The following is a 23,863-nucleotide window of genomic DNA, read 5'->3' as shown; positions in this document are numbered from 1 at the left end:
CTATTCTTCCGCCGTTCGGACTCTCGGATCCAAAACCTGATAAATCATATCAACCGCAAAATTGATAAGTACGACCACCGATGTGATGTACAGCACGATCGCCTGCACAACCGGATAATCGCGGTTGGAGATCGAGCTGATCAGAAGTCTTCCGATTCCCGGCACGCTGAACACCTGCTCCGCCACGATGCTGCCGGCAAGGATCTCCGCGATTACCATCGCAAAGAACGTCACAACCGGAATCATCGCATTTTTCAGCACATGCCCGTACAATACCGCCGTTTCCGTATTGCCGCGGCTGTAGGCAGTCCGCACGTATTCCCGGTTCATCTCGGTCAGAATCGAGCTTCGCAGGAATTTCACCACCATCGCAATCTTCGGCAGCGCCACCGCGAGCGCCGGAAATAAAAGGTACTGTGCAGACTTTCCGAAATTTTCCGACGGTTCGATAAATTTACCCGGCTGGAACATATGAAGAATCAGTCCAAACACGTAGGTCAGGATCATGCCGAGAAAGAATGACGGCACCGCCATCAGAATCTGCGTCAGGCAGTTCGTCAGCGTATCGACCCATTTCCCGGCAAACCGGGCACTCAGGATTCCGAGCGGAACTGAAATCACCGTGATGATGAGCAGGGAAATGACTGCCAGAAGCACCGTGACCGGAAGCCGCTGTGCCAGAAGGGAGCGGACTGAGGTTCCCTCATACCGGTAGGACTCCCCGAAATCCCCCTGCATCGCATCGGTCACCCATCTTCCATACCGCTCCAGAAGTGGATCATTTAATCCCATCTCATCCCGCGCCCGCTCTAACTGCTCTTCCGTCGCGTCCTTTCCCAGCCTGGAAAGTGCCGCATCGCCCGGAATCACAGAAAAAGCGGTAAACGTCAGGAAGGATATGACCAACAATGTGATAATGAGAGTTATCAGTTTTTTTATAAAGAATTTCATAATTCCCTCCTGCGTTTACCGCTTCTTATTCTGTTGTTATTTCCTGGTTACTGTTCACGGGCAGGCACTTTTGGAACCGAAAGTGCCGTAAGAAAACGTGGTAGCAACAGGAATTTGCTGGATTGTAACTGTATATTTTACTGCTCTACCTGATATAACAGGGACATATCCTCTGCTGCCGTCGGGTAGAAGGTGTAGCCGCCAAACTTCTTGCTGACTGCTACGAGATTCGCCGGATCTTCGATGTAAACGGCTGCCGCATCCTCTGCCAGGATCATCTGCGCCTTCTTGTAGTTTTCTACTTTTACATCGTCATCAACGGTTGTGTATGCTGTATTAAATACATCGTCGTACTCAGTGTTGGAGTAATGCATGAAGTTCTTCGCATCGTCTGTCACATATTTCTTGAGCCAGTCGCTCGGTGCCAGCGTTCCGTCAAAACCGATGACGGTCGCCTGGAAGTTGCCTCCCTTGTATACATCCTGCAGCAGGTGCTCCACTCAACCTGATTTAAGGTCACGTTGACGCCGACCTGGGACAGCTCATCCGCGATGATCTGCGCGCTGTCTACGTGCTGGCTGTATGAGCTCGGAACGGTGATTTCCAGATCAAAGCCATCTGCGTATCCGGCATCTGCCAGAAGCTCTTTTGCCTTCTCCGGATCGTAGCTGTATACGGTCTCTGCTTCCGGCTCATAGTATTTCGACATTGCCGGGATCATATGGGAGCCGATGATGTGGCTCTTTCCGCCGAAAATAAAGTTGTTGATCGCATCGCGGTCTACCGCATAGCAGAGTGCCTGACGCACCTCTGTCTTGGAAAGCGGCTCGTAAGCGCTGTTTAAGTACATCGCATGGACGAGGTTCATGCTTCCCTGTACGATGTTGTAATCTTCATCGCCCAGTGTCTCCGCCTGTGCGGCGGTTAAATATTTCAGAATGTCGATGGTGCCTGCCTGCAACTCTACAAATGCGGTGTCCACATCGGCAATAAATTTAAATTCCACGCTGTCCAGGCTCGGAACGCCCTCCTGCCAGTAGCCGTCATATTTTTCCAGCTCCAGGTTCTGTCCCGGTGTGTAGGAAACATATTTGAATGGACCGGTACCGATCGGATTGCCTGCCGGGTCCTCGTTGGACTGCGGAATGATGGCAATCGTCATCATCGGAAGAAACTCTGAATAACTTTCTTTCAGGTTTACAACCAGTGTCTTATCATCCTGCACCTCTACACTATCTACAAGCGAAGAAAAAGCGGAGGATTCGCCCTGAATCTCCGCATAACGATCGATGGAATATTTGACATCTTCGATGGTAACCGGTGTGCCGTCATGGAATGTGACGCCATCTCTCAATGTGAAAGTATAAGTCTTTGCATCATCGGAAATGGTATAATCGCTGGCAACAGCCGGAATAAATCCGCCATCGGAAGTAGGCTTTACAAGCCCTTCGTACAAATTGAAAACCACGTCTCTAGTTCCTGCGTCCGTATCTACATGGGGGTCAAGACTAGCCAGATCCTGCGTCATGCCATACACAACGCTGCCACCTGGTACTGGTGTTCCTTCTGAAAGAGTATTACTGGTTTCTGCTTCGCTGGACTCGCCAGCTGCTTCTGAGGTGCCTTCTGCTGTCTTGCTGCCTCCGCATGCACAGAGTGAAGCAGATAACAAAAGTGCCATTACGCCTGAAAGAAGCTGTTTCTTTTTCATATCTTTGTCCTCTCGAATTCGTAATAATCTCTCATTATTAAATTGTCCTAGCCATTATAGCAGATTTTCATAGAAAATCAACTTTTCCAGCATAATTTAGGACTTTCTCACTATCTTTTAGGATGTTTTTTGTTGAAATTTACGAATTGATCCGGCTCGAAACTGTCAAAAATAAAAACATCAAACTGTTTCCGGTGCCTGTTTAATTCGCCCTGGTTTTTAATCGTCCACGCCGCCATCTTACATTTGTAGAAATAGCGCAGCATTTCCACCGGAAGCGTGTTGCTGAACTGGCAGTTGTACGCAATGAAATCCGGTCTGCAAAATCCGTTCAGCATACAGTATGTAAGCATCTCCCGCACAATGACCGGTGTTTTCAAGCCCTCGCCGCGGTGATTGGTCGCAAGCTGTCCGCGCAAAATATTTGGACGATGGCGCTTAAACCATCCGAGTGCCAGCGGACTGAACGATTCGATGCAGTACTCACCCGGATAACGGTCTAAAAGCGCCGCACATTTCTCGCACAGCTCCCGGTGGACAATCTCCGCTTTCAGCTCGATGATAAGCGGTGTGCGTCCATCCGCCAGTTCAAGCACTGTCTCAAAGGCTGGTATCGTCTGGGATGAACCAAACAAACGATAGCTTTGCAGCTCTTCAAAGGTACAGTCGCGTATCTTCCGGTCAACGCCCGCCGCCCGCTTCAGATCCCAGTCGTGAAATACGACCGGAACCCCGTCTTTTGTCAGCTGTACATCCAGCTCGATCCCATATCCCATCTGGATCGCGCGCTCAAACGCCGGGAGCGAATTTTCCGGACATTCACCCCGGTTGTCATGAAATCCCCGGTGGGCGATATATTGCCGCTCAAATGCCTGCATTCTCGCCTTCCGCCCCGTCTCCGGCAGCATACTGCAGTAAAACAGAGATAAGAGCGATATCGTCACCATTCCTGGAATTACAATTGTCATATGTAAATAGCCTCTTTTCTTTCGTCACACAACGGCTCTGCGCCGTCCTACTAATCTTCTATCTCCCAATGCACCTGGCTTCCACCATTTCCTTTTTTTACCACCAGCTTGTGTCCCATCTCCTCTTTCAGCTCCGTCACGTGGGAAATGATGCCGATCAGGCGTCTTCCTCCGGACAGCTCCTGCAGCACCTGAACCGCCCGCGTTCGTGATTCCTCATCCAGGGAACCAAATCCCTCATCAATGAACATCGCATCCACCTTCACGCTGCCTGCCGCATTCTGGATGACATCCGCCATGCCGAGCGCCATCGCAAGCGCCGCCAGAAAGGATTCTCCACCGGACAGCGTTTTGACGTCCCGGATCCGGTCAGTCACAAAGCTGTAAACATCCAGGTCAAGTCCCACTTCTCCCTGTTTTCCCAGATCGGCCAGACCGCGGCATTGAAGTTCAAAGGTTCCTTTCGTCATCCGGCGCAGGCGGCGGTTAGCTGCCTGTATCATCTGGCGGAAATACTGGCGCTGTACATACGTCTGGAAATCGATCCGCGCCGCGCCGCTCAGTTTTCCGTCCGCCGTCTGGTAAAGCTCGCTGATCTGCTGTTTTTCCCGGTCAAGCTGCTCCCGTTCCTGCAGATACACCCGAAGTGCCGCATATGCATCCTCGTTGCGCGTCCGCACCGACATATGTTCCCGGTGAAGCCGCGACCAGCGCGTTTTTTCCTCTTCCCAATGCCGGATCGCCTGCTGGATTTTTTCTTCCGGATCTGTTTCCGAATCTGCTTCCATATGTTCCCGGAGCGAAGATAATCTTCCCTCCAGCTCCCGGCATTTTTCCCGGCACTCCTGTGCTTTCTTATCAGCCGCTGTCACCGCCTCTGCAAGTGTTTCCAGCTCCCGGCTGCGCTTCTCAAGCTCCACCCGGAGTGTCCGGCTGTCTTTCCACTCCAGCCGCTTCGAGAGTTCCTCCAGCTCATTACGTCTCGTCTGGCTCTCGATCGCCGCCTGCTGCACCTCACTTCTTTTAAGCTCCAGCGCAGCTTCCAGCTTCTTCTGTCCGGCTCCGTTCGCCTCCCGTTTCTGCCGGATCGTTTCTTCCATGGCAATCCGGTCAGTATAAGTGGTTTCCGCCTGCCTGCATCGCCGGATTTCTTGTGCCATCTGCCGGAGCTCGTTCTCCAGAGCATCCACATCCGGCTGGGCTGCCGGGCTGTCCTGATTTTGGCCGTACAGTTTTCCCTGGATCTCTATCCGCCGTCTGCTCTCATGTTCCAGCGAGATCTGCGCCTCCTGGCACGCCTCAGCGGCTGTCCTCTGCTTCTGATCGGCATCATCCCGCCCGGCACGCAGCGCTTCCACCTGTTCCTCCCGGATCGGCTCTGTCTCCAGACGGCAGGGAGCGGGGTGTTCCAGCGAGCCACAGACCGGGCACGGTTTTCCTTCCTGCAGCTCTGCCGCCAGAAGTCCCGCCTGCATCGCCAGAAAGCGGCAGGACGCGTCCTGATACAACTGATCTGACTGCTGATACGCCCGCGCGGCTGCCTGAAATTTTTCCTGGCGTTTTTCCAGTGACTTTCTCCATGTCCGCTCCGCTTCACAGCATTTCCCTAACTCCTGAAAAACCGCCTGGCGCCGTTCCATCTGCTCCCGCCGTCCCCGGCATTCTGCCAGGGCAGCGCGCGCCTCTACCGCCTCCCGCTCCTGGTTTCGAAGTATTTCTTCCTGCGTACGGCACGTTTCCAGCTGATTCTGCATTTTTTTCAGGTTTTGGGTCAGAGCCGTCCGCTGATGTTCCAAAGTTTCATATGCCTGCCGTTTTTTCTCCTGCTCCGCATAGAGCGGAAGCGCATCCTGCATCCGCCGGATCTGATCCTCCAGCTCCGGTTTCCGGCTCTCATAGGCTGCGGCAGCTTCCCGGTGCCTAGCCTCCATCTCCCGTCCAAATGCTTCCAAACGGCTCTTTTCTTCCAGTACCCGTTTTTCCTTTTTCACAAGCTCCAGATGGTTCTGTCCGGCGGCAAGCTTCTGGATTGCATTCTCTTCCAGTCTCCCCGCCTCTTCCTCGAGCCTCCGGCTTTCCTCCGACAACTGATGCAGAAATGCAAGCAGTTCCGCTCCATTTGTCCGGTACCGCTCTTTCAAAGACTGCCATCTTTCTTCCCACTCCGCAGCTACCGCCTCCTCCGTCCTGGGAACCGTCACCTGCCGGATGACTTCCTCGCACCGGGTCTTGTTATCCTCCAGCCTTCCATACAGCGTCCGATCTGCCTCCCGCAGCTTCTGCTGGATTCTACCGTAGATCCCGGTATGGAAAATGCGCGAAAATATCTCTTTTCTTTCTTTGGAGGATGCATGGAGCAGACGGATGTATTCGCCCTGCGCGATCATCGCGATCTGCGAAAACTGATCGCGGTCCACGCCCACGATCGCCCGGATCTTCTCATCGATCTCACGGATCCGGCCGGACATCTCACTTCCATCCGGCAAAAGCAGAGACGCTTTCGGCGCCACACTCGTCGCCGTGTATGCGCCGTCCTTATTTTTCCGCTTACTGAGGCGCGTGTATGCCGGACTGCGGCGGATCGTATAATCCTGCCCCTTATCCTCAAACGTCAGTTCCACCCAGGTCTCCGCGTCCTCCGGTGCATACTGGCTGCGAAGCATCGCGCCTTCTCTCCCGGCACCGCTAGCCGCCCCGTAGAGCGCAAACGAGATCGCGTCAAAGATCGTCGTTTTGCCTGCCCCCGTATCGCCCGTGATCAGGAACAATCCCGTCCCCGCCCGTTCGAAATCAATCTGCGTCACGCCCCCATAAGAGCCAAACGCCGACATTGTAAGCAGCTTCGGTTTCATACGCGTTCCTCCTCCTCTGCCTCTTCCACCATGCGCGCCAGAATCGTCTCCTGTTCCTCTGTCATCGGGCAGTGGCGCACCGCCTCATAAAAAGAGGCAAATGCCTGAAACGGCGTCACCGCCCCTTTTTCCTCCGGTTCTTCCTCCAGTCGTTTCCGCGTCCTCTCATTGTCCACCCGGATCTCCAAAATATGCGCAAATAACTCCTCCAGGCGCTCCCGGAAATCGTACATTTCTTTTTCGTCCGTCAGGACCACGCTCACATACGCGTCCGCGCGTCCGCTTCCATCCGGCATCTTTTCCATCGTATCTGAAAGCAGCTTGAGTTCTTCCAGTGTCCCCCGCACGCGCTTTACATCGGGATGGCAGAGAATCGGCAGACGGCGGATCTGCGGCTCACTTCCTTTTTCTCCCAGTTCCACCACCGTGATCCCCTTCTGATGGTGTTCTTCACTGATCGAATATTTGTACGGCGTCCCACAATAGCGAAACCGCTCCTGCCCTACCTTCTGTGCCCCGTGGATATGCCCTAACGCCGCATATTCAAACGGTTCCAGCACCGACGCATCGATCGCATCCAATCCTCCGGAGGTCAGCACCGCCGTCTCCGAATCGCAGGTTTCCGGATTCTGACCGTTCCAGACAAAAAACTGGTGCGCCAAAACCACATTGCGCTCCTGCTTCCGGATCGTCTCCCGCGCCAGGAGTTTCTGGAATGCATCGGTATAACCATTGGTGTCAAACAAATGGCGCACATGACCCGGACGGATAAACGGTACCAGATAAAAATGAACCGACCCCCACTCATCTGTAAGTGTGACCTGCTTTAAATACTCCGTCCGATCTGCCGGCGGCAGCGCCGCGATATGGATCCGGTGGCGTGCCAGAAACGATGCGCCATACGCCAGCCGCTCCGGTGAATCGTGATTTCCCGCAATGATCAGGATCTCCGTTCCCGGACAGCGCCTGGATAGCTCGGTCAGAAACCAGTCAAAAAGCGTATATGCTTCTCCCGCCGGGACCGATTTATCATAAATATCCCCGCATATCAGAATCGCATCCGGCTTCTCTTCCTCCGCATATTTAAGTATCTGCAAAAACGCATTCTTCTGGCTCTCGCGCAGGCTATAGCCATTTAACATTTTCCCGATATGCAGATCAGAAAGATGAAATAGTTTCACGCAGGCACACCTCCTTTTTCTTTCTCTGATCCACTGTTTTTTTGATTTCCAATTTTTTCCGCTTAAACATATAGACATTTTCCGGACATATATGGCAAAAAGCGCCGACACATCGAACCACTTCCCGTGCCAGCGCCTTTTTTGGTTACTGTGAACCGTTACCTTTTTCTGTTTTGTTCTTCACTCTTAATCCAGCTGGATCAATGCCATAAAGACCAGATCTTCATCTCCGGTATTGGCAATGCCATGACCACAGCCATCCGGCGTGAAGGTCTTATCGCCGACGGTAACCGGACGTTTCGTTCCATTATCATCGTACTCGCCCTGTCCCTTGATGATATAATACGTCTCGCTCTCGCCGTGGTGCTCATGATAGCCCAGAGAACATCCCGGTGCGATCGTTACCTCGGCAAACATCTTACATTTTGCATTTAACTCATTGTCATCCAGAATGTATTTTACAACTACCTGTCCTTTGCCGCCGTTCGCATTTTCCTTAACAACTATCTTCATGCTGCTTCCTCCTCATCCTGTGCCATTCTTTCAGATTCGTTCGACACTATTTTTCTATGGAGTATTATAAGCGATTTTTTTCTCAACTTCAAGATCTCTACTTAAGCGCAATCCGCATTTGTTGCAGTTCACACTTTGTGCAAACTGCAACTGGATTTTGCCGATGCTTCGCATTCCAAATCGGCAAAATCTGCTGCCTTCAATACTTCGTACGGAATTTTCAGTTCAGAAAATTCCTACTTGCTAAGCGCAATCCGCATTTCCAACTCGCTGTACGGAATTGTTACCTCCGGGAATCCTTCCGCATACGATGCAATCTCATACGGCGCATAATAGAAAACCACGCCCGTCTCGCTCAGATAAAACGGCGATTCGTAGCTGATGCCGTCTGCCACCGTATGTTCCAGATCCTCCGGTGATTCAAAGGCAAAATTTGTCTTTTCCGCCAGCTCCCGGAATGCCGCACCAACCTTCGCCTGCAGCTCCTCCACCGGATTCTCAACCACATCGCTCAAAGACAGGCGTGCCCCCGTTTTCCGGTCAAAGACAAAATACTGGCGGAACGGCGTTCCGTGTGCGCCGCCCGTATATTCGTATCCATCCGCACGGACGCAGACATAATGATCATCCAGATACGTAATCGCGTCATCTCCGTCGATCGTAAGCGCCATCGAATAGATCGGCTGCGCCGCATCCGCCTCCTGCGGAAGTACCTCTTCCTCCGATCCGTCCGTTTCCGCTGTATCTATGCTCATCTCCGTATCAAGATTCATGGAATCCGTCCGCGCCGCCGACAGAACCGACGCCTGCAGCTCCTGCATCGTCTGGTTCATCGCCTCGACCGCATCGCCCTCTCCGTCAAATACCAGCCGTTCTGCGTACACACTTCCCAGCTCCCGGCTTCCATCCGCACTCTTTAACGTCTCCGACTGCGCCTCGACATGCCCCAGCTCCCGGATCGGAGACTGGAACAGAACCGGCTCTAACAACGTCACTTCCCCGCCTGCCGCATCATCCAGCGTTTTTTCGCCCAGATAAACGCCGTAATCCTTAAACTGCTGGCAGTATGCCTGATTTCCCGTCACATAAAAATTACCATACATAGAAAAATCATTCGTCATGCCCGGCTCTTCCTCGACCGTAAAAAGCGCATTCTGCGCCTCGGCGGCATTTGCCGCTGCATCTGCCTTAGCATCCGCCGCAATCCGCTTAAACGAATACTTTCCCGTGCTGATCTGGGACGCCTGATTTTCCATCAGGTACAAATATCCGTCCTGATACTGCACCAGGCTGATATTTTCCGCCGTCTCATATAAAAGCGTCCGTTTCTCCGGGTCAGAGACCTCATAGCGGTAACACTGCGTATTTCCATTGCCATCCCGAAGCAGGGCAAAAAATGCGTCCTTCGCAAACAGCACCGACGATGTATTCGTAATATCCGAAATCTCCCTCGGATGGCTGCCGTCCACATCCGCAATCACCAGGCAGGTTTCATTCTGCACCGGCATATACCCAAACTGTTCCGTATAATATGGAAGAATCCCATTAAACAGCTCGCTGCAGCCTGCCGGAATCTCCCCGTAGATCGTGTCTGACGGTGACAACTCTCCCGCTGTTTTGCCATTCTCATCGAGCGTATAAATGACATTCATGTTGTAACCCTTGACATACAGGCGGTTCTTTGACGCATAGAGCACCGACGGCTGATCCGTCAGATCCGCTAAATGCTCTTCCACACCGCTCTCCAAATCCAGCCGGTACAGCCCATAAAGCTCCGTGCCCTGTGTGCTGCCACTCTCCGCCTGTATCCGATCAAAATACAGCCCGCCTCCGTAGACCCAGAAGGTGCTGTTTTCATCTCCCGTGTCAAACTGGCAGAGCGTCTTCATCTCGCCTGTCTCCTTCGAAAGGGAACGGATCTCCGTGCGGTATTTGAGGTACAGCATGCCATTCTCCTCCAGCACCCGATCCGCCGCTCCGAGCGCCGTGCTGACCGCGCCCTCCGTTTCCTCTGCCGCCTGTGTCTGCGCTGTTGTCTCAGCCGCCGGTGATTTTTTGCACGCTGACAGGGCTGCCGAAGCAGCAATCAAAAACATCGAAGCCGCCAGCACTGCCCTATACCCTGTCTTTTTCTGAACCTTTTTTCTCTGGTTCTGCTCTGTTCTTCCCTGATTCTGTTTCATTTCTTCCCGTTTCCACTCTTTCTGAGCCATCCGTCCAAACTCCCCACACTTTTTCTATTTTTCATCGGACCTGCGTCCGCTTTTTCTTCTGAATACAGGCGGAAATGGTGAATCCATCCCCGCCTGTCATACAGTGTACCCTGTTTTTTTTGCAATGTCAAAAGGTGTTCCAATATATTAAGTTATATTAATGAAACTGTAAGATTACAGTGCGCGGGTCTTTGACACCTGCATACCAGCTTTATGAGGCAATCGGCATTCCTACTGCAAATTATCCGGTCCGAATCCCATCGGTAGAAGCTCCGCCAGTGTATAGACCTTATATTCCTTCACCGAACGTGCCAGAATGATCTGAAACGCATCCTCATGGCAGAATTCCTTCATCACCTGACGACACACGCCACAGGGCGCACACCAGTCAAATTCCGAAGCTCCTTCCGGGCCTCCCACAACTGCAATCGCTGTGAAGCTGCGTTCACCCTCACTGACTGCCTTAAAAAAGGCAGTGCGTTCCGCGCAGTTTGTCGGTGTATAGGCCGCATTTTCAATATTGCAGCCACGGTAAATCCCGCCTTTTTCAGTCAGCAGAGCCGCCCCCACCTGAAAATGAGAATAAGGTGTATAAGCCATCTTCCGTGCAGCAAATGCCTCCTCGATGAGTGTTTCTATCCTCTCATTATTCATTCTTCGCATCCTCCCGAATCAAGATACGGATGGCTTCCACTGCTGTCCGGATCGCTGCCTCTGTATCATGGGCCTGTTCATTGGACAGACCTTTTTTCGCCCGCTCCTGATTAGCCAGAACCAGGAAGCAGGCACCTACACGCACCCGAAGGAAGCTGCCTGCGATAAACAATGCTGCTGACTCCATCTCCGATGCCAGGCATCCCATCCGAAGCCACGCCTGCCACTTATTTTCAAGCTCGTAGCTGACCGGCATCACCTCCGGCTCATGCTGTCCAAAGAAGGAATCCTTCGACTGTACAACGCCCGCATGACAGCGGAACTTCAGATTCTTCGCTGCACGGATCATGGCATTCATAACATCCACATGGGGAACAGCCGGGTACTCAATGGGAGCGTACTCTCTGCTGGTTCCTTCCATGCGGATAGCTCCGCTTGCAACTACGATATCTCCGCCCAGTACATCCTCCTGCATACCTCCACAGGTGCCCACACGCAGAAAAGTATGGGCTCCGCACTTGGATAACTCCTCGATAGCGATAGCCGCTGACGGACCACCGATGCCGGTTGACGTTACACTGACTTTTACCCCATCGATGGTTCCCGTATATGTGGTATATTCACGATTATCCGCAACTAACACCGGATTTTCAAAATGTTCTGCTATCTTCTTGCATCGCTTGGGGTCCCCCGGCATGATGACATATCCGCCGATATCCTCCGGACCGATTCCTGTGTGGTACTGTTTTCCCGTTCCTTCTGTATAATCAACCATATAATCGCCGCCTTTCTGTTTTTAACTTCAAGTCCAATGTCATTTATTTTATCTGATCCAGCATAGAAGTTCCGATGGTTCCCTCCGGCATTCTGACACCGAAATTGTCCGCAATAGTCGCACCGATGACAGCAAAGGTGTCACTGGTATCAAGCTTCCCACTTTCCGTATCCGATGGTGAATACGCAATAAACGGGACCTGCTCTCTCGTATGATCCGTTCCCTTGTAGGTTGGATCATTTCCATGATCCGCCGTCAGAATCAGCAGATCGTCCTCACGGAGCAGCGGCAGAAGCTCGCCCAGCTTTTTATCAAATTTCTCGATCTCTTCCCCATATCCTACCGGATTTCTGCGATGCCCCCACAACGCATCAAAATCTACCAGATTGGTAAAGCAAAGTCCCTTGAAATCCCGCTTTGCGATATCGATGGTCTGCTGCATGCCATGTACACTGCTGTCGGAATGATTGCTTTCTGTTATCCCTTCTCCCACAAAGATATCGTTAATCTTTCCAACGGAAATCACATCATATCCGGCATCCTTCAGGGCATTCAGCGCCGTCGGTCCTGTGGGTTTCAAAGCATAATCATGGCGGTTGCTTGTCCGTTTGAATTCGCCGCGTTTTTTACCCACATAGGGTCTTGCGATAACACGGCCAACTCTCCACTCATCCCGCATAGTCAGTTCTCTGGCAATCTCGCAGTAATGATACAAGGTCTCAAGCCCCATGGTTTCCTCATTGCCACAGATCTGAAGCACAGAATCCGCTGATGTATAGACAATCAGCTTTCCTTCATTGACTTCCTGCTCGCCCAGTTCCTCCAGAATCTCCGTTCCGCTGGCTGCCTTATTGCCGATTATCTTTCTGCCGCAGCGCTTTTCCAGTTCGTCAATCAGTTCCTTGGGAAATCCATGTTCTGTAAATGTGATAAATGGCTTATCTGTCCGAATGCCCATCATCTCCCAATGACCGGTCATGGTATCCTTACCATTGCTCGCCTCATTCATCGCCATGAAATATCCTTCCGGATGTTCTGCCGGCTTAACCTGCTTAAGGGCCTTGAGATTGGCAAGTCCCAATCTCTGCAGATTCGGAATATCCAGATGTTCCACTGTTTCTGAGATGTGCCCCAGCGTATCCGCACCGGTATCATCAAATCTGGCTGAATCCGCCATGGGCCCGATTCCAAGGGAATCCAGTACGATTACAAATACACGATTAAAACGCATATCACTCACCCTTTCTACTAATTTTTGCTATATTTGATAGTTTACTTTTTTACACTCTCACACAGTCGCGGGTGATTTCAGCAAGGGAAGATACTCCGCACATAGCCATGGTATCTGCAAGCTCACTTCCGATCTTCTGAATATAAGCTTCGACCCCTTCTCGGCCTCCGCCATAGACAGCTGTGACGAAAGGTCTGGCTATGATAACCGCATCTGCCCCCAGTGCCAATGCCTTAAATACATCGGTACCGGAACGGATTCCGCCATCCACGAAGATTTTCATGGAACCGTCCACTGCCTTTGCTATTTCTTCCAGAACCTCTGCCGTTGCCGGACACTGGTCCAGGACTCTTCCTCCATGGTTAGATACCACGATAGCTGCTGCACCGGCCTCTTTAGCCTCAAAGCTCCTTTTACCGTCATAATTCCTTTTACAATAAAAGGTACTCCTGCTGCCTTCACGATCTCACGAAGTTCCTCCACTGATTTACTTCCGGCCGGCGGATTGAAATTTTTCAAAAATGGAAGACCTGCCGCATCAATATCCATGGCAGCCGCGAAAGCACCTGCATCCTTGACAAGCGCCATCTTTTCACGAATCATCGCCACATTCCATGGCTTCACTGTAGGAATTCCCAGTCCCCCTGCCTTTTTGATGGCTTCCGTGGCAGCCACCATCACATTGCTGTCCATTCCGTCTCCTGTAAAAGCAGCAATTCCAAACTCTGCGCAGGAAGAAACTAATATATCATTGTAAGAAACATCATTCAGTGAATCGCCGTAATGCATATTCACGGCTCCCACCGGACCTGCAAAAAACGGATACTGAAAATTCTTTCCAAACAACGAAAGAGAGGTATCGATGGGACGTTTCTCCACCAGTGTATCCATCTGGACACGGATTTCCTTCCATTTGTCATAATTCCGAATCGCCGTATCTCCGATTCCTTTGGCTCCCGGACCCGGCATCTGATTCTTGCAGGCTCTTCCGTTGCATTCCGGACAGGCCTTACAGTAATTGCCCATTTTTCCTCTTGCCAGTTCTAAACATTCTGCATAATTCATTAATCTGGTTACCTCCCTGTCACTTTCATGTGGTCTCGAAATCCTTTTGTACTTGATTCTGCGAGAAATTTTTTGACAGCCGCATCATTTCCGGTAAGTAGCTGTCCACCACTCAAAACAGCCATTTCACATATGATATAATAAAAACCTATCCCTTCTTCGGCCTCTTCTCAAATCCATGCACCCAATTTCCCCTTAAAAACAAAAACAGGAAAATCACGGAGCTGATGCTCCAGGTCAGTGGGTAGGCCCAGAATATGACCCGGATATCCGGAATCAGACGCACTGCCAGTGTGATGTAGCTGACCCGGAACAGACACCATACACAGAGCAGAACAATCATGGGCACGGCAGCATTGCCGGAACCCCGGAGTACAGCCGCGATACAGTGAGTAAATGCCAATAAACAATAAAACAACGCAATGGTTCTGGACTGCATCACCCCATAATGTATCACATCCGGATCACGGTTGAATGCTGCAATCAGCACCGGTGCCGCCGTATATATGGTGATACCAATCAGTTCTGCAATGAAGATGGAGCAGAGGATACCGAACTTCGCACCTTTCTTTGCTCTGTCATACTGCTTTGCCCCAAGATTCTGTCCCACAAAGGTAGTTATCGCCATAGTAAAGCAGGTCACCGGCAGGAAGGCAAAACCTTCTACCTTAGAATAAGCTCCGCAGCCTGCCATGGCCATTTTACCGAATGCATTGATGTTGGACTGTACAAACACGTTGGCTATGGCAATGACTGAGTTCTGGAAACCGGAAGGTACACCATTCTGAATAATCTGCCTCAGCATATGTCTGTCAAAACGAATCCTCCTAAGCTCCAGCCGGTAATCTTCCTTCACCCGCATCAGATGCACCATACAGAGAATCGCACTGACAAACTGGGATATAGCCGTTGCCAGGGCTGCCGATCCCACTCCCATGCCAAGTCCTGCGATAAAGAAGATATCCAACACCACATTCACACAGGAGGAAATAATCAGATAGATCAGCGGATGGCGGCCGTCCCCCACCGACTGCAGGATTCCAACGAAAATATTGTACATGACTACACCCAGAGAACCTGCAAAATAGGTTTGAAAATATACTATCGATTCCGGAAGTACATCTGCCGGTGTTCCCATCAGTACCAGAATCTTCGGTGCCAGATACATTCCCGCAGCCGTCAGTGTGATTCCGGCCACCAGACCGAGGCTGTGGTTGTATGAATCGCTCTCTGGAGATAATCCTTGTTTTTCGCCCCATAATACCTGGCAATTACCACACCGGCTCCCATGGCAATACCGTTAATAAAACCTACCATCAGGAAAATCAGGTTTCCCGACGAACTGACTGCTGCCAGCGCATTGCTGCCAAGATAATTACCTACAATCAGGGAATCCGCTGTATTATACAGCTGCTGAAACAGATTCCCCAGAAACAATGGTATGGCAAATAAAATAATCTTCTTAGAGATACTTCCCTCTGTCATCCTCGTTTTGCTTTCAGCCCCCATAAAACCCCCAAAATGAATCCTATTTATGCACACAGTCGATGACTATTCATCGCCCCTCTGCACGCATATGTTCTCGATCTCATTATAGCCGACTGCCAGCAAATTCTCAATACTTCTTGCGCTGAGTGTGTAGCCCATTGGCTGTGATTAACAGTGCTAATCGGAACACATCGTTTTTATGTTTCTTTATATTTTTGCTGTCAACCTGATCTCCATTTAACTTGCGTTCTTTTAAATCCAGCCACGCTTTCGCCTTAAATGGTATCAGGCAAATATTTGATGAAGAACACTGCTGTTGTTCTCGTATTGCCTTCCCCGAAGATATGAATTTGCCATAACCTTGAAACAAATACCGCAGCCCTCTATGAATGATGCAAACGGCGATGCACCGCATCGATTATCCGCATCACCCCATATCCCAGACAACCGCCCAATGTATTCATAACTACATCGTCCAGCTGGCAATATCCTCTTTCTGTCACAAGCTGCATCCCCTCGATCATCATCGACAACAGCATACTGATCAAAAGCATCTTCCACCATTTGGCACACCGCCTTTCTGCCAACGGCAGCAAAACTCCAAGCGGAAGAAACATAATCACATTCTCAACCATATATGCCCTGGACTGCCAGGTTCTGCCCCATGTCTCAAACAGCTGCCAGTCAATCCCCGTTCTGGAACCCGACTCCCGCGAAAAAAACGCCTGAATCCACACAACCGTTTCATATACACCCAATAAAAAATAATAATACACCTGCGGTCGCTTCCATGCCTTCTCCCCGGCAACCAGCCGCAATAACAAAAGCATCATAATCGCCGCTCCGACTCCCATGGGAAGGTACGAAACCGGTTCTTTTATATCGTCTAACAATATTTTCCAAAATTCCAATGAGGTTCTCCAATTATTGTTTTTGTTTTATCATGATACCCATAAATCACTAACTCACAAGCATGCAACAGCCCCTCTTTCCGTCTTCACAATATTTTTCATCTCCACCACTTGTACCCCTTATACCCAACTGCCTTCCTCAATTATACCGTTTTCTCCTGCTTATAGGCAACCAGTTCTGTATTGGAAGGGTCCAGTTTCAGGAGTTTGTTGACATCCTTCAGTCCGGACTGCGTGACCGCTATGGAGATGTCAAACTATAACTTCACAGATACGCAGAAAGAAAGCTGTGCTGTCAGTCTCATGCGCGATACGGTCAAAGAACTCGCTTTGCGTGATACTATTTCCTATGAAGATGCACTGTTACGCTTCACAAATTCAAAGGTATATGAAACACTTTTCGACTATGATACCGGAATTTGGAGAGAAAGCCCCGACTATCTTCTGAATCTCTATGACTATTGCAATTCTAAAAAGACTGCCTAAGTTTTCTTTCTGCTTGACTAGCACTACTACATCGGCTATACTTTCAACAGTGATCAGGTTTCGGTAACCTTGCGAGGTCCGAGGCCGGGAAGATGACCTCCAGGCCACCGTCTTTCTCCCCCAGTTGTGTACGACTGGGGGATTTTTATGCTTTACCACCAGACGATTGTGCTTATTTCGTTCGTAATATAAGCACGGTTGTCTGGTTTTTGCTTTAGAACATAACGATAAAAAGGCAGTAAGGGCTCTTTCCACACTTAGTTGATTTCACAGCGAAATTGTTCATGAAGCAGTACTTTTGCCTTCAATAATTCAAAACTATTTCTGCCATACATAATACGTTTTATTACTTTGAGTTGCGGTCTTTTGGACGGCCCATCTTCTCCTTTACCTTGTCCGGCACATCAATCAGTCCGAACCGATAGAACATTCCGTATATGTAGGTCATTCCCCGGATATCACCCAGAGCTTTCGGGCGGTCTACTACCTCCCCTTTAATATTCTTCAGCGCCAAAACTATAGAACTCCACGCCAGACTTTTACTCTTCTCTCGGCGGTCGATCCACAGTTCTTTTGTATACTCGCCATTCCTGCCCTTTTTAATTTCGTAAGAGAATGGCAACCCGGAGTAGGTCTTAAATTTCACTCCAGCATAGGTCAGAACCACACCCCAGAAGTTTTCTTCTGTCGGATCAGCCTTCACCGCTTCATCGCTCTGTATCTCCGCTGCCGCTCTGCTCCAACACTGATCTTATCTTTTTCTGTACTGGGGAAGTACACACCTTTTTTATACGGAAGATATGAGGTAACGGAAGCTTTGGAAAGTTTCAGGGTGTTTGCAGTTGAGAGTATGGAGGTTTTGTAGTCCTGTGTTTCTCGGTATTCTTCAAAAGTGTTTTTTACTTTTTCCGCCACTTCTGATTCATACACACCTGCCGTGATGAGCAGCTTCCGTACCTTGATGGGATTTAATCCCAGCTCATCTCCGATGGTCTGCAAGGACATCTCAGAATTATAAAGTGCCACAGCAGAGTCCATCTGCTCTTTCAGATTTTTCCCTGCATCGTACTCCGGCTTCAGCTTCTTCCGGCCACCGCCGGGTTTTCTTGTTTTCTTCATTTTACTCATGCAGCTCCAGTGGCAGTCCGTCCGGGTCATGGAAGAAAGTCATCTTCTTACCGGTATAATCATCCACACGGATCGGCTCACATTCAATTTCTACCTCCGCCAGCTCTTTCACCGTCTGCTCCACGCTATCCACGCAGAACGCAAGATGACGCAGCCCACAGGCTTCCGGGCGATTCACACGCTTCAGCGGGTTTTCCTCGGCGAAAATCTCCAGTTCCGTGTGTTCATTAACACGAAGATCCAGCTTCCAGTCCTTACGCTCTGGACGATAGTTTTCCCTGATGATAGAGAAGCCCAGTTTGTTTACATAAAAATTCTTGGCTGCTTCGTAATCAGATACGATGATCGCAATGTGATGTATTTTTGATAAGTTCATTTTTCTCACACTCCGTTTCTTTTGTTTATGTCCTTATTTTATTTCCGTTACAAACTATATATTCACCTTCAAAATATACCGTGTGAACTCCTGGAGTTCAGTTTGTCCACACGGCACTTATTTTTTTCTTGGGTTCTTGTTTATCTCAGTTTTTCGAGGATCTCGTCCGCACTCATGCCGCTTGCCAGCAGCTTCTTCAGTACACTCTCGGCTTCAGCCTTCTTTGCTTCTTCAGCGGCCTTAGCATCTGCCTTTGCCTTCTTCGATTCCAGGGATGCCACTTCTTTTTCAGCCTTCTTCAGAGCAGTCTTCTTCTCTTTCAGATCAGCCTTCAAAGTGTCAATGTTTGCAGTGATGGATGCAATCTCAGCAGTCAGGGAAGTAATAGATTCTTGCTTCTCTTCGATCTGGGATGCGTAGTCAGTATGGGTAGTTTTGGGACGGTTTTTGCTGCCTTTCGTTCTGGACATGGTGATAACCTCTTTCCTTTTTTAGTGGCTTATGTAGATTACACATTAGGATTTGGATAGATTTTATCATTTGCTAATGTTGCCAATCCATACTTAATAAGTCTTTTCAAGGGCTTTGATATATCATTTTTTACCAATAAATTTCCATGATATTGATTATTGTTCGTAGGTCGTCTCTCATAACTCAATCTTCCCGCTAAAAAATGTGCCTTCATTTTTGTAGCAATTTCTATTCGATCCAGCTCTGCTGCACCTGCTTGAAATTGTATTTCATTACGTCTATCGCTTTTTTGCGACATTATAACATCGAAAGCTTCTTGATTATCATACCATGTAACTGATATTTCACAAAAGCCATCGTCCCTCACTGGATCCAAGTTAAATACTTCCTCCGTCAAAACGCCTTCAAGAATAAAATTGTTTGAAGAAATTCCACGAAGCATTTTTTGTGGGTAAACTTCTTTACTATTCTCCATAATTAGTACACTCTAAAAATAAAATCTAAAACTTCATGGATAATTTCATCGACATTATTTAAAACTATACTTCCGCTTCTTGATTCAAAATTTCTTTTCAAATCATCATTCCAAACCATTCCAAAACTACTTTCATCTTCATCTTTCTCAAATGCAAAATACAAGGATGCATTTCCACTCTTCCATGAAGACGCTAACTGAACTACTAACGCACCTTCTTCATCCTCATAACACCTTAATTTAGGCATAACAATGGTTGATTCTTTTTGACAGATACAGCGAATATACTCCCTTTTAAATTTTGTCATTACGCTTGATATCTGTCTTCCAGACGATTCTGAAAAAAGTGATAGTGGAATATCTGAAAATATGTCAGCTTCTGATTCAATGCTCATTGTGTATATATCCTGCAAAGGAATCATATTTGGCTGACTTAAATAACTTTTCTTTTCAATCATCGAATCTGTTTTTATAAAATAATTATTCTCCATTTTTATTTTAACTCTTGTGGGTCCATTGCTTCATGAAGTTTACGAGTAATTGATTTTCTAAAAAATTCTGTTGACTTTTGGTGTAAGCCTTCTGCAACTCCACCAATTTTATCTATATCAACTTTTCCTACTTGGTAATAGTCACAGTCCAAAATAAATGCATTATCCGGTTCTTTATTATCGGTATTAATGATTCCTAAACCAGAAGATATTTTAACAGATGTTCCGTCTATCACAATTTCCGCTCTTAACGTGCTTAAGTTAACCTTTTCTACTTCTTCTTGTGAAAAGCTTAAACATCCCAACAAGTGAGGCTTAATGAGTTCCTTCCATTCTACGCCCTCAAGTCCAAGTTCCGAACGCTTTATGGCATCCACATATCTCAGACCAACACGTTCAAAGTAGGATTGATCATATACTTCACTAAACGCTTTTAAAGGTTGTTCAAAGCGTCTCATCATATCTTCCCACTGTTCATATTTTAATGTTGAAATAGCCAACTGATTCTTTGCCAGCGTAATTTTCCACATTCCATCTTCTGAAATAAATTGGTGCAACTTTCTTACTGGGCGGTGCCTAAACATAGGATTTATATCTTCACCAGTGATATTCACCGTTATTTCATTTTCTTGTTCAGTTTGCATTTGATACTGTGGAAATGCTTTTCTTATTTCATTTTGAAATTTGACAGGCATTTCAGCCTCAATAGATAGAATGGTTGGAAAATTTAGCTGATATGCGACCTCGACTAATGGGCACCTTCTATACCTGACTCTCTCAATTTGACACACAGTGCTTTTCCTCCTTTTCTACTACATATAACAATATTAAGCGTTCTGTTCTTATTGCAAAAATCCATCTCATTTTATTGTTCACATCTTCGCCGATCATAATAGATCGTTGCCTACTGCTCACCACGAAGAGGTGTGTGATTATCCGAGCAGCGTAGGGAGCTTCCGCTCCCAGTATATCACAATTTCATCCAGTTTTACATACGTTTTCTTGCCTTCATCACTGCGCAATACATCAATCCGCCAATCATTCCACCCACTGTGTTATAGAAGATGTCTGATAGCTGGAATGTTCCCAAACGAAGCAATAATTGCAGCATCTCAATACTTACAGAAAAGATAAATGCTATCTTTCCGCTATAGCACAGTATCTTCTTCCAGCTCTTCTCCATCTTCTCCTGGAACGTCCACATAACTATACTGGTAAACGGCACCATCATGATCACGTTCTCGATGCATTCCGTTGTCAGCTTCTGTTCGCCGTTCACTGTCTCCCAGATGCCCCAGCCGCCCATGACATCGGATAAAGGATTCATCCACAAGTTCCGATTCAGTAATGTTCTAAATAAGATCATCGAAGTTACGAACACCAGTAGGAACAACTTCCGGAAAAACACACTCTCCTTGAATTTCTTATACCATGTCATCATGGCAATCTTCCAACCTTTTCCTGCCCCAATAGATTCATAAGCATAAAGATAGAAAAACATAGCGAGGAAGGAAAGCAGGAGCGAGAATCCAAACGGCTCATAGAGAGCAGTTAGGATATTTGTGAGGATCTTTCCAAGTAAATCAATCGTTTCTTTCATCATTGTTTACAGATCACAGAACAGGTCGGCCTTGTACACGCCATTATCCAGCATTTTTTTAAAGCTATCCTTTACTGCTGCGACATCCTCATGGTAGGTCATTCCATACCAGGTGTCGTTAGTCTTCAGAACCTTTACGTTCATCTTTCCCTGCTCCAGCAGTTCACCAATGAAGATAGGAATCAAATACTCTGCTTTCAAAGGATTACCCAAAACTTCTTTCTCAAAGAACTCTTTAAAGCCCTCTTCCAGTACATCCAGAAAATCAGGAGTTAATCCCCACATATTCATAGATACCAGAGAATCAACATCAATCACTTTTCCGTCTGCCTCTGCACCATCTGTAGTCTTTACGATGTTCTTAGTTTCCACAACCTCGGTCAGATTGTTCTGATCATCCATCTTGCAGATACCACGGGTCACACCGCCATTATCAGACAGCGTGTTCTTCAGCACAAAGCCTGCCATGCAGGACTCGCCACCATTCACCAGATACTCATGGACAGCCTTGAAACCTTTTTTGCCATAGTAATCGTCTGCATTGATCACAATGAATGGGGTCTTGATGACCTTCTTCGCTGCAAGCACAGCCTGTCCGGTTCCCCACGGCTTTGTCCGGCCTTCTGGCAGAGTTCCCGGGATATCATTGATATCTTGGAAAGCATAGTCAACAGTTACATTATGAGAAGAGCAAATAGAGGCAATGCGATCACCGATGACCTCTTTGAACTCTTTCTCGATATCCTTGCGGATGATAAATACTACATGATTGAATCCGGCTTCGATTGCATCATGGATTGAATAGTCCATGATAATATGCCCAGCATCATCCACCGGCTCCAACTGTTTGATTCCTGTTCCAAAACGCTACCGATACCGGCTGCCATGATAAGTAATGTTGTATTCATACTCTCTCCTCTCTGTACTCGCAATTTAATTAAACCCAAAAATTCTTCTAAACTTTTCTCAACACAAACACTTGTCTACGAACTCCAGTACTGAGGACAGTGTGTCTACCTGTCCAAAATCTCCATTCTTGGCATCTGTTCCATCTCCATTAACCAGAACTGCTTTGCATCCAGCCGCCAATCCAGCTTTAATATCATTTTCACCATCGCCAATCATATAGCTCTGGCTCAGATCAATATTATAATCATCCGCCGCCTTTAGCAACATTCCCGGCTTCGGTTTACGACAATCGCATTCAATCTTCAATTCTGGGACTTCACCTTTATATCCCTTGTGTGGATGATGAGGGCAATAATAAATTGCATCAAGGTAAGCTCCCTGCAAGCCGAGTTCTGTTTCCATCTTATTATGGATCTCTTCCAGTTCTTGGAACGTCACCTCTCCTCTAGCAATAACAGGCTGATTTGTGACTACAATTGCAAGATAACCGGACGCATTGATTTTCTTGATTGCCTCTGCCACGCCATCAATCAACTCAAGGTCATTAATGTTTCTAAGGAAACCAACATATTTGTTGATCGTACCATCCCGATCGAGGAACACAGCTTTCTGCTTGTTTGAAAGATTTTTAGCCGATACTCTTCCTGCTTTGAAATCCTCTTCCACCTGATGGAAGCGATCTGGTGTCCCCATATCCTTTACATACTCTGGCGAATCGTAGCAGAACATCTTACCGGTTCCCGCCAGCGGTTTCAGAAGCTGACGATCCAAATCAACTTTTACAGTCTTTCCTGTTATCTCATCCACAGTACCGATTTTATCTGCATCAATCGATACCATATCAAGGACTTTAGGATCAATCACATGCAAACCTGCATTGACTCTATTTTTATAATATGTCGGGCGAATATCTTCCTTCGCCAGCCAGGATTGAACCGACATATCTTTTTCCGCAATAATGAGCCCGCTATCATACGGATGGTTATTCGGATGGGTGAACAATGTCACCAATCCACCATGCTCCTGATGGAATCTAACCATTCGGTTGAAATCAACATCAAAAACGGCATCTGCATTCAAAAGTAGGAACGGTTCATCCCCAAGTTGCTCTCGCAGCTTAAAAAGCGCACCGGCGTTTCCGAGCGGTGTAACTTCATTGTAGTACTGGATTGACACACCCAGCTTAGAACCGTCCCCAAAACGGCTCATGATTTTGTCTCCCATATGGGAAACTGTCATAATGATATCTTTAAATCCCTGATTTCTCAACGAGATAATCTCCCGTTCAAGAACCGGAACACCTTCGATTTGAATCAAAGGCTTCGGAATATTAGGAAACAATTCGGATATTCGAGTTCCTCGCCCTCCGGCCATTATTACTGTTTTCATAAATTATAATCTCCATCTACTAATC

The 23,863-nt window shown here is 48.1% G+C and carries 25 protein-coding genes and 2 pseudogenes; 1 reads left to right on the top strand and 26 read right to left on the bottom strand.

Features of this window, described 5'->3' with window-relative positions; genetic code table 11:
• The 16 genes and pseudogenes from DWZ16_RS01030 to DWZ16_RS00965 all read right to left on the bottom strand — a co-directional run bounded on the left by DWZ16_RS01030 (position 1) and on the right by DWZ16_RS00965 (position 16,513).
• A complete protein-coding gene (locus tag DWZ16_RS01030) occupies positions 1-951 on the bottom strand; it encodes an ABC transporter permease (RefSeq protein ID WP_022359791.1) in 951 nt (316 codons plus the stop codon).
• 137 nt (positions 952-1,088) lie between these two features.
• A complete protein-coding gene (locus DWZ16_RS15740) occupies positions 1,089-1,451 on the bottom strand; it encodes a hypothetical protein (RefSeq protein WP_243015189.1) in 363 nt (120 codons plus the stop codon).
• Positions 1,346-2,662 (bottom strand): ABC transporter substrate-binding protein, encoded by a 1,317-nt coding sequence (locus tag DWZ16_RS01025; RefSeq protein ID WP_243021876.1) that lies wholly within the window; start codon positions 2,660-2,662, stop codon positions 1,346-1,348. Before DWZ16_RS01025 ends, DWZ16_RS15740 begins: the two co-directional genes overlap by 106 nt.
• A 110-nt stretch (positions 2,663-2,772) precedes the next feature.
• Complete coding sequence (locus DWZ16_RS01020) at positions 2,773-3,630, bottom strand: glycerophosphodiester phosphodiesterase family protein (RefSeq protein ID WP_118522124.1); 858 nt, start codon at positions 3,628-3,630, stop codon at positions 2,773-2,775.
• A gap of 50 nt (positions 3,631-3,680) precedes the next feature.
• Positions 3,681-6,482 carry an AAA family ATPase gene (locus DWZ16_RS01015; RefSeq protein WP_118522123.1) on the bottom strand — a complete coding sequence of 934 codons (2,802 nt, stop codon included), beginning with the start codon at positions 6,480-6,482 and terminating at the stop codon, positions 3,681-3,683.
• Positions 6,479-7,663 (bottom strand): exonuclease SbcCD subunit D, encoded by a 1,185-nt coding sequence (locus DWZ16_RS01010; protein ID WP_118522122.1) that lies wholly within the window; start codon positions 7,661-7,663, stop codon positions 6,479-6,481. The genes DWZ16_RS01015 and DWZ16_RS01010 overlap by 4 nt, the downstream gene beginning before the upstream one ends.
• A gap of 186 nt (positions 7,664-7,849) precedes the next feature.
• Complete coding sequence (locus tag DWZ16_RS01005) at positions 7,850-8,176, bottom strand: cupin domain-containing protein (RefSeq protein WP_118522121.1); 327 nt, start codon at positions 8,174-8,176, stop codon at positions 7,850-7,852.
• Positions 8,177-8,412: 236 nt separating this feature from the next.
• Positions 8,413-10,389, bottom strand: a complete 1,977-nt coding sequence (locus tag DWZ16_RS01000; protein ID WP_118522120.1) for an RsiV family protein — start codon at positions 10,387-10,389, stop codon at positions 8,413-8,415.
• A 231-nt stretch (positions 10,390-10,620) separates the two neighbouring features.
• The gene (gene cdd, locus DWZ16_RS00995; RefSeq protein WP_118293287.1) at positions 10,621-11,043 is read right to left on the bottom strand and encodes a cytidine deaminase; all 423 of its coding nucleotides are present in this window, start codon (positions 11,041-11,043) and stop codon (positions 10,621-10,623) included.
• Positions 11,036-11,818, bottom strand: a complete 783-nt coding sequence (udp, locus tag DWZ16_RS00990; protein ID WP_118293288.1) for a uridine phosphorylase — start codon at positions 11,816-11,818, stop codon at positions 11,036-11,038. The genes cdd and udp overlap by 8 nt, the downstream gene beginning before the upstream one ends.
• A 43-nt stretch (positions 11,819-11,861) precedes the next feature.
• Entirely contained in the window at positions 11,862-13,049 is a 1,188-nt protein-coding gene (locus DWZ16_RS00985) for a phosphopentomutase (protein ID WP_118522119.1), read from the bottom strand.
• A gap of 49 nt (positions 13,050-13,098) precedes the next feature.
• Positions 13,099-14,114: pseudogene (locus tag DWZ16_RS00980) on the bottom strand (alpha-hydroxy-acid oxidizing protein).
• A 148-nt stretch (positions 14,115-14,262) separates the two neighbouring features.
• Positions 14,263-15,312 carry an MATE family efflux transporter gene (locus tag DWZ16_RS00975; protein WP_412694258.1) on the bottom strand — a complete coding sequence of 350 codons (1,050 nt, stop codon included), beginning with the start codon at positions 15,310-15,312 and terminating at the stop codon, positions 14,263-14,265.
• The gene (locus DWZ16_RS16415) at positions 15,294-15,623 is read right to left on the bottom strand and encodes an MATE family efflux transporter (protein WP_347475003.1); all 330 of its coding nucleotides are present in this window, start codon (positions 15,621-15,623) and stop codon (positions 15,294-15,296) included. Before DWZ16_RS16415 ends, DWZ16_RS00975 begins: the two co-directional genes overlap by 19 nt.
• Positions 15,624-15,877: 254 nt before the next feature.
• Positions 15,878-15,946, bottom strand: a complete 69-nt coding sequence (locus DWZ16_RS16410) for a hypothetical protein (RefSeq protein ID WP_333489826.1) — start codon at positions 15,944-15,946, stop codon at positions 15,878-15,880.
• 39 nt (positions 15,947-15,985) lie between these two features.
• Positions 15,986-16,513: a VanZ family protein gene (locus DWZ16_RS00965; protein ID WP_118293292.1), complete on the bottom strand. Its 528-nt coding sequence runs from the start codon at positions 16,511-16,513 to the stop codon at positions 15,986-15,988.
• Between the two features lie 210 nt (positions 16,514-16,723).
• Between DWZ16_RS00965 and DWZ16_RS00960 the strand changes: the two genes are divergently transcribed.
• A complete protein-coding gene (locus DWZ16_RS00960) occupies positions 16,724-16,999 on the top strand; it encodes a hypothetical protein (protein WP_118522118.1) in 276 nt (91 codons plus the stop codon).
• 346 nt (positions 17,000-17,345) lie between these two features.
• On the opposite strand, the gene DWZ16_RS00955 is transcribed toward DWZ16_RS00960, so the two are convergent.
• The 10 genes and pseudogenes from DWZ16_RS00955 to gmhB all read right to left on the bottom strand — a co-directional run bounded on the left by DWZ16_RS00955 (position 17,346) and on the right by gmhB (position 23,838).
• A complete protein-coding gene (locus DWZ16_RS00955; RefSeq protein WP_118522117.1) occupies positions 17,346-17,702 on the bottom strand; it encodes a hypothetical protein in 357 nt (118 codons plus the stop codon).
• Positions 17,699-18,118, bottom strand: coding sequence for a hypothetical protein (locus DWZ16_RS00950; protein WP_118522116.1), 420 nt, complete (start codon positions 18,116-18,118; stop codon positions 17,699-17,701). The genes DWZ16_RS00955 and DWZ16_RS00950 overlap by 4 nt, the downstream gene beginning before the upstream one ends.
• A gap of 1 nt (position 18,119) precedes the next feature.
• The gene (locus DWZ16_RS00945; protein WP_118522115.1) at positions 18,120-18,503 is read right to left on the bottom strand and encodes a VOC family protein; all 384 of its coding nucleotides are present in this window, start codon (positions 18,501-18,503) and stop codon (positions 18,120-18,122) included.
• A gap of 140 nt (positions 18,504-18,643) precedes the next feature.
• Positions 18,644-18,973, bottom strand: coding sequence for a hypothetical protein (locus DWZ16_RS00940; RefSeq protein WP_118522114.1), 330 nt, complete (start codon positions 18,971-18,973; stop codon positions 18,644-18,646).
• A gap of 38 nt (positions 18,974-19,011) precedes the next feature.
• Complete coding sequence (locus tag DWZ16_RS00935) at positions 19,012-19,449, bottom strand: hypothetical protein (RefSeq protein WP_118522113.1); 438 nt, start codon at positions 19,447-19,449, stop codon at positions 19,012-19,014.
• Between the two features lie 2 nt (positions 19,450-19,451).
• On the bottom strand, positions 19,452-19,940 hold the full coding sequence (locus DWZ16_RS00930) for a hypothetical protein (RefSeq protein WP_118522112.1): 489 nt from the start codon (positions 19,938-19,940) through the stop codon (positions 19,452-19,454).
• A gap of 2 nt (positions 19,941-19,942) precedes the next feature.
• On the bottom strand, positions 19,943-20,731 hold the full coding sequence (locus tag DWZ16_RS00925) for a TIGR04255 family protein (protein WP_118522111.1): 789 nt from the start codon (positions 20,729-20,731) through the stop codon (positions 19,943-19,945).
• 197 nt (positions 20,732-20,928) lie between these two features.
• Positions 20,929-21,543 carry a VanZ family protein gene (locus DWZ16_RS00920; RefSeq protein WP_412694257.1) on the bottom strand — a complete coding sequence of 205 codons (615 nt, stop codon included), beginning with the start codon at positions 21,541-21,543 and terminating at the stop codon, positions 20,929-20,931.
• A 3-nt stretch (positions 21,544-21,546) separates the two neighbouring features.
• Positions 21,547-22,448 (bottom strand): annotated as a pseudogene (locus tag DWZ16_RS00915) (sugar phosphate nucleotidyltransferase).
• 58 nt (positions 22,449-22,506) lie between these two features.
• Positions 22,507-23,838, bottom strand: a complete 1,332-nt coding sequence (gene gmhB / locus DWZ16_RS00910; protein WP_118522110.1) for a D-glycero-beta-D-manno-heptose 1,7-bisphosphate 7-phosphatase — start codon at positions 23,836-23,838, stop codon at positions 22,507-22,509.
• Between the last annotated feature and the right edge of the window lie 25 nt (positions 23,839-23,863).

The organism is Clostridium sp. AF29-8BH, from assembly GCF_003478145.1.
GTDB classification, from domain to species: domain Bacteria; phylum Bacillota; class Clostridia; order Lachnospirales; family Lachnospiraceae; genus Otoolea; species Otoolea fessa.
Note: the sequence above shows the minus strand (reverse complement) of the source record. Positions and strands in the feature narration are given on the sequence as shown.

Coding starts and splice junctions, on each gene's coding strand:
- DWZ16_RS01025 (WP_243021876.1), bottom strand. CDS start 2,662: ATGAAAAAGAAACAGCTTCTTTCAGGCGTAATGGCACTTTTGTTATCT.
- DWZ16_RS00935 (WP_118522113.1), bottom strand. CDS start 19,449: ATGGAGAATAGTAAAGAAGTTTACCCACAAAAAATGCTTCGTGGAATT.
- DWZ16_RS01015 (WP_118522123.1), bottom strand. CDS start 6,482: ATGAAACCGAAGCTGCTTACAATGTCGGCGTTTGGCTCTTATGGGGGC.
- cdd (WP_118293287.1), bottom strand. CDS start 11,043: ATGAATAATGAGAGGATAGAAACACTCATCGAGGAGGCATTTGCTGCA.
- DWZ16_RS01000 (WP_118522120.1), bottom strand. CDS start 10,389: ATGGCTCAGAAAGAGTGGAAACGGGAAGAAATGAAACAGAATCAGGGA.
- DWZ16_RS16415 (WP_347475003.1), bottom strand. CDS start 15,623: ATGGGGGCTGAAAGCAAAACGAGGATGACAGAGGGAAGTATCTCTAAG.
- DWZ16_RS00930 (WP_118522112.1), bottom strand. CDS start 19,940: ATGGAGAATAATTATTTTATAAAAACAGATTCGATGATTGAAAAGAAA.
- DWZ16_RS00940 (WP_118522114.1), bottom strand. CDS start 18,973: ATGTCCAGAACGAAAGGCAGCAAAAACCGTCCCAAAACTACCCATACT.
- DWZ16_RS01005 (WP_118522121.1), bottom strand. CDS start 8,176: ATGAAGATAGTTGTTAAGGAAAATGCGAACGGCGGCAAAGGACAGGTA.
- DWZ16_RS01020 (WP_118522124.1), bottom strand. CDS start 3,630: ATGACAATTGTAATTCCAGGAATGGTGACGATATCGCTCTTATCTCTG.
- udp (WP_118293288.1), bottom strand. CDS start 11,818: ATGGTTGATTATACAGAAGGAACGGGAAAACAGTACCACACAGGAATC.
- DWZ16_RS01030 (WP_022359791.1), bottom strand. CDS start 951: ATGAAATTCTTTATAAAAAAACTGATAACTCTCATTATCACATTGTTG.
- DWZ16_RS00920 (WP_412694257.1), bottom strand. CDS start 21,543: ATGATGAAAGAAACGATTGATTTACTTGGAAAGATCCTCACAAATATC.
- DWZ16_RS00985 (WP_118522119.1), bottom strand. CDS start 13,049: ATGCGTTTTAATCGTGTATTTGTAATCGTACTGGATTCCCTTGGAATC.
- gmhB (WP_118522110.1), bottom strand. CDS start 23,838: ATGAAAACAGTAATAATGGCCGGAGGGCGAGGAACTCGAATATCCGAA.
- DWZ16_RS00945 (WP_118522115.1), bottom strand. CDS start 18,503: ATGAACTTATCAAAAATACATCACATTGCGATCATCGTATCTGATTAC.
- DWZ16_RS00950 (WP_118522116.1), bottom strand. CDS start 18,118: ATGAAGAAAACAAGAAAACCCGGCGGTGGCCGGAAGAAGCTGAAGCCG.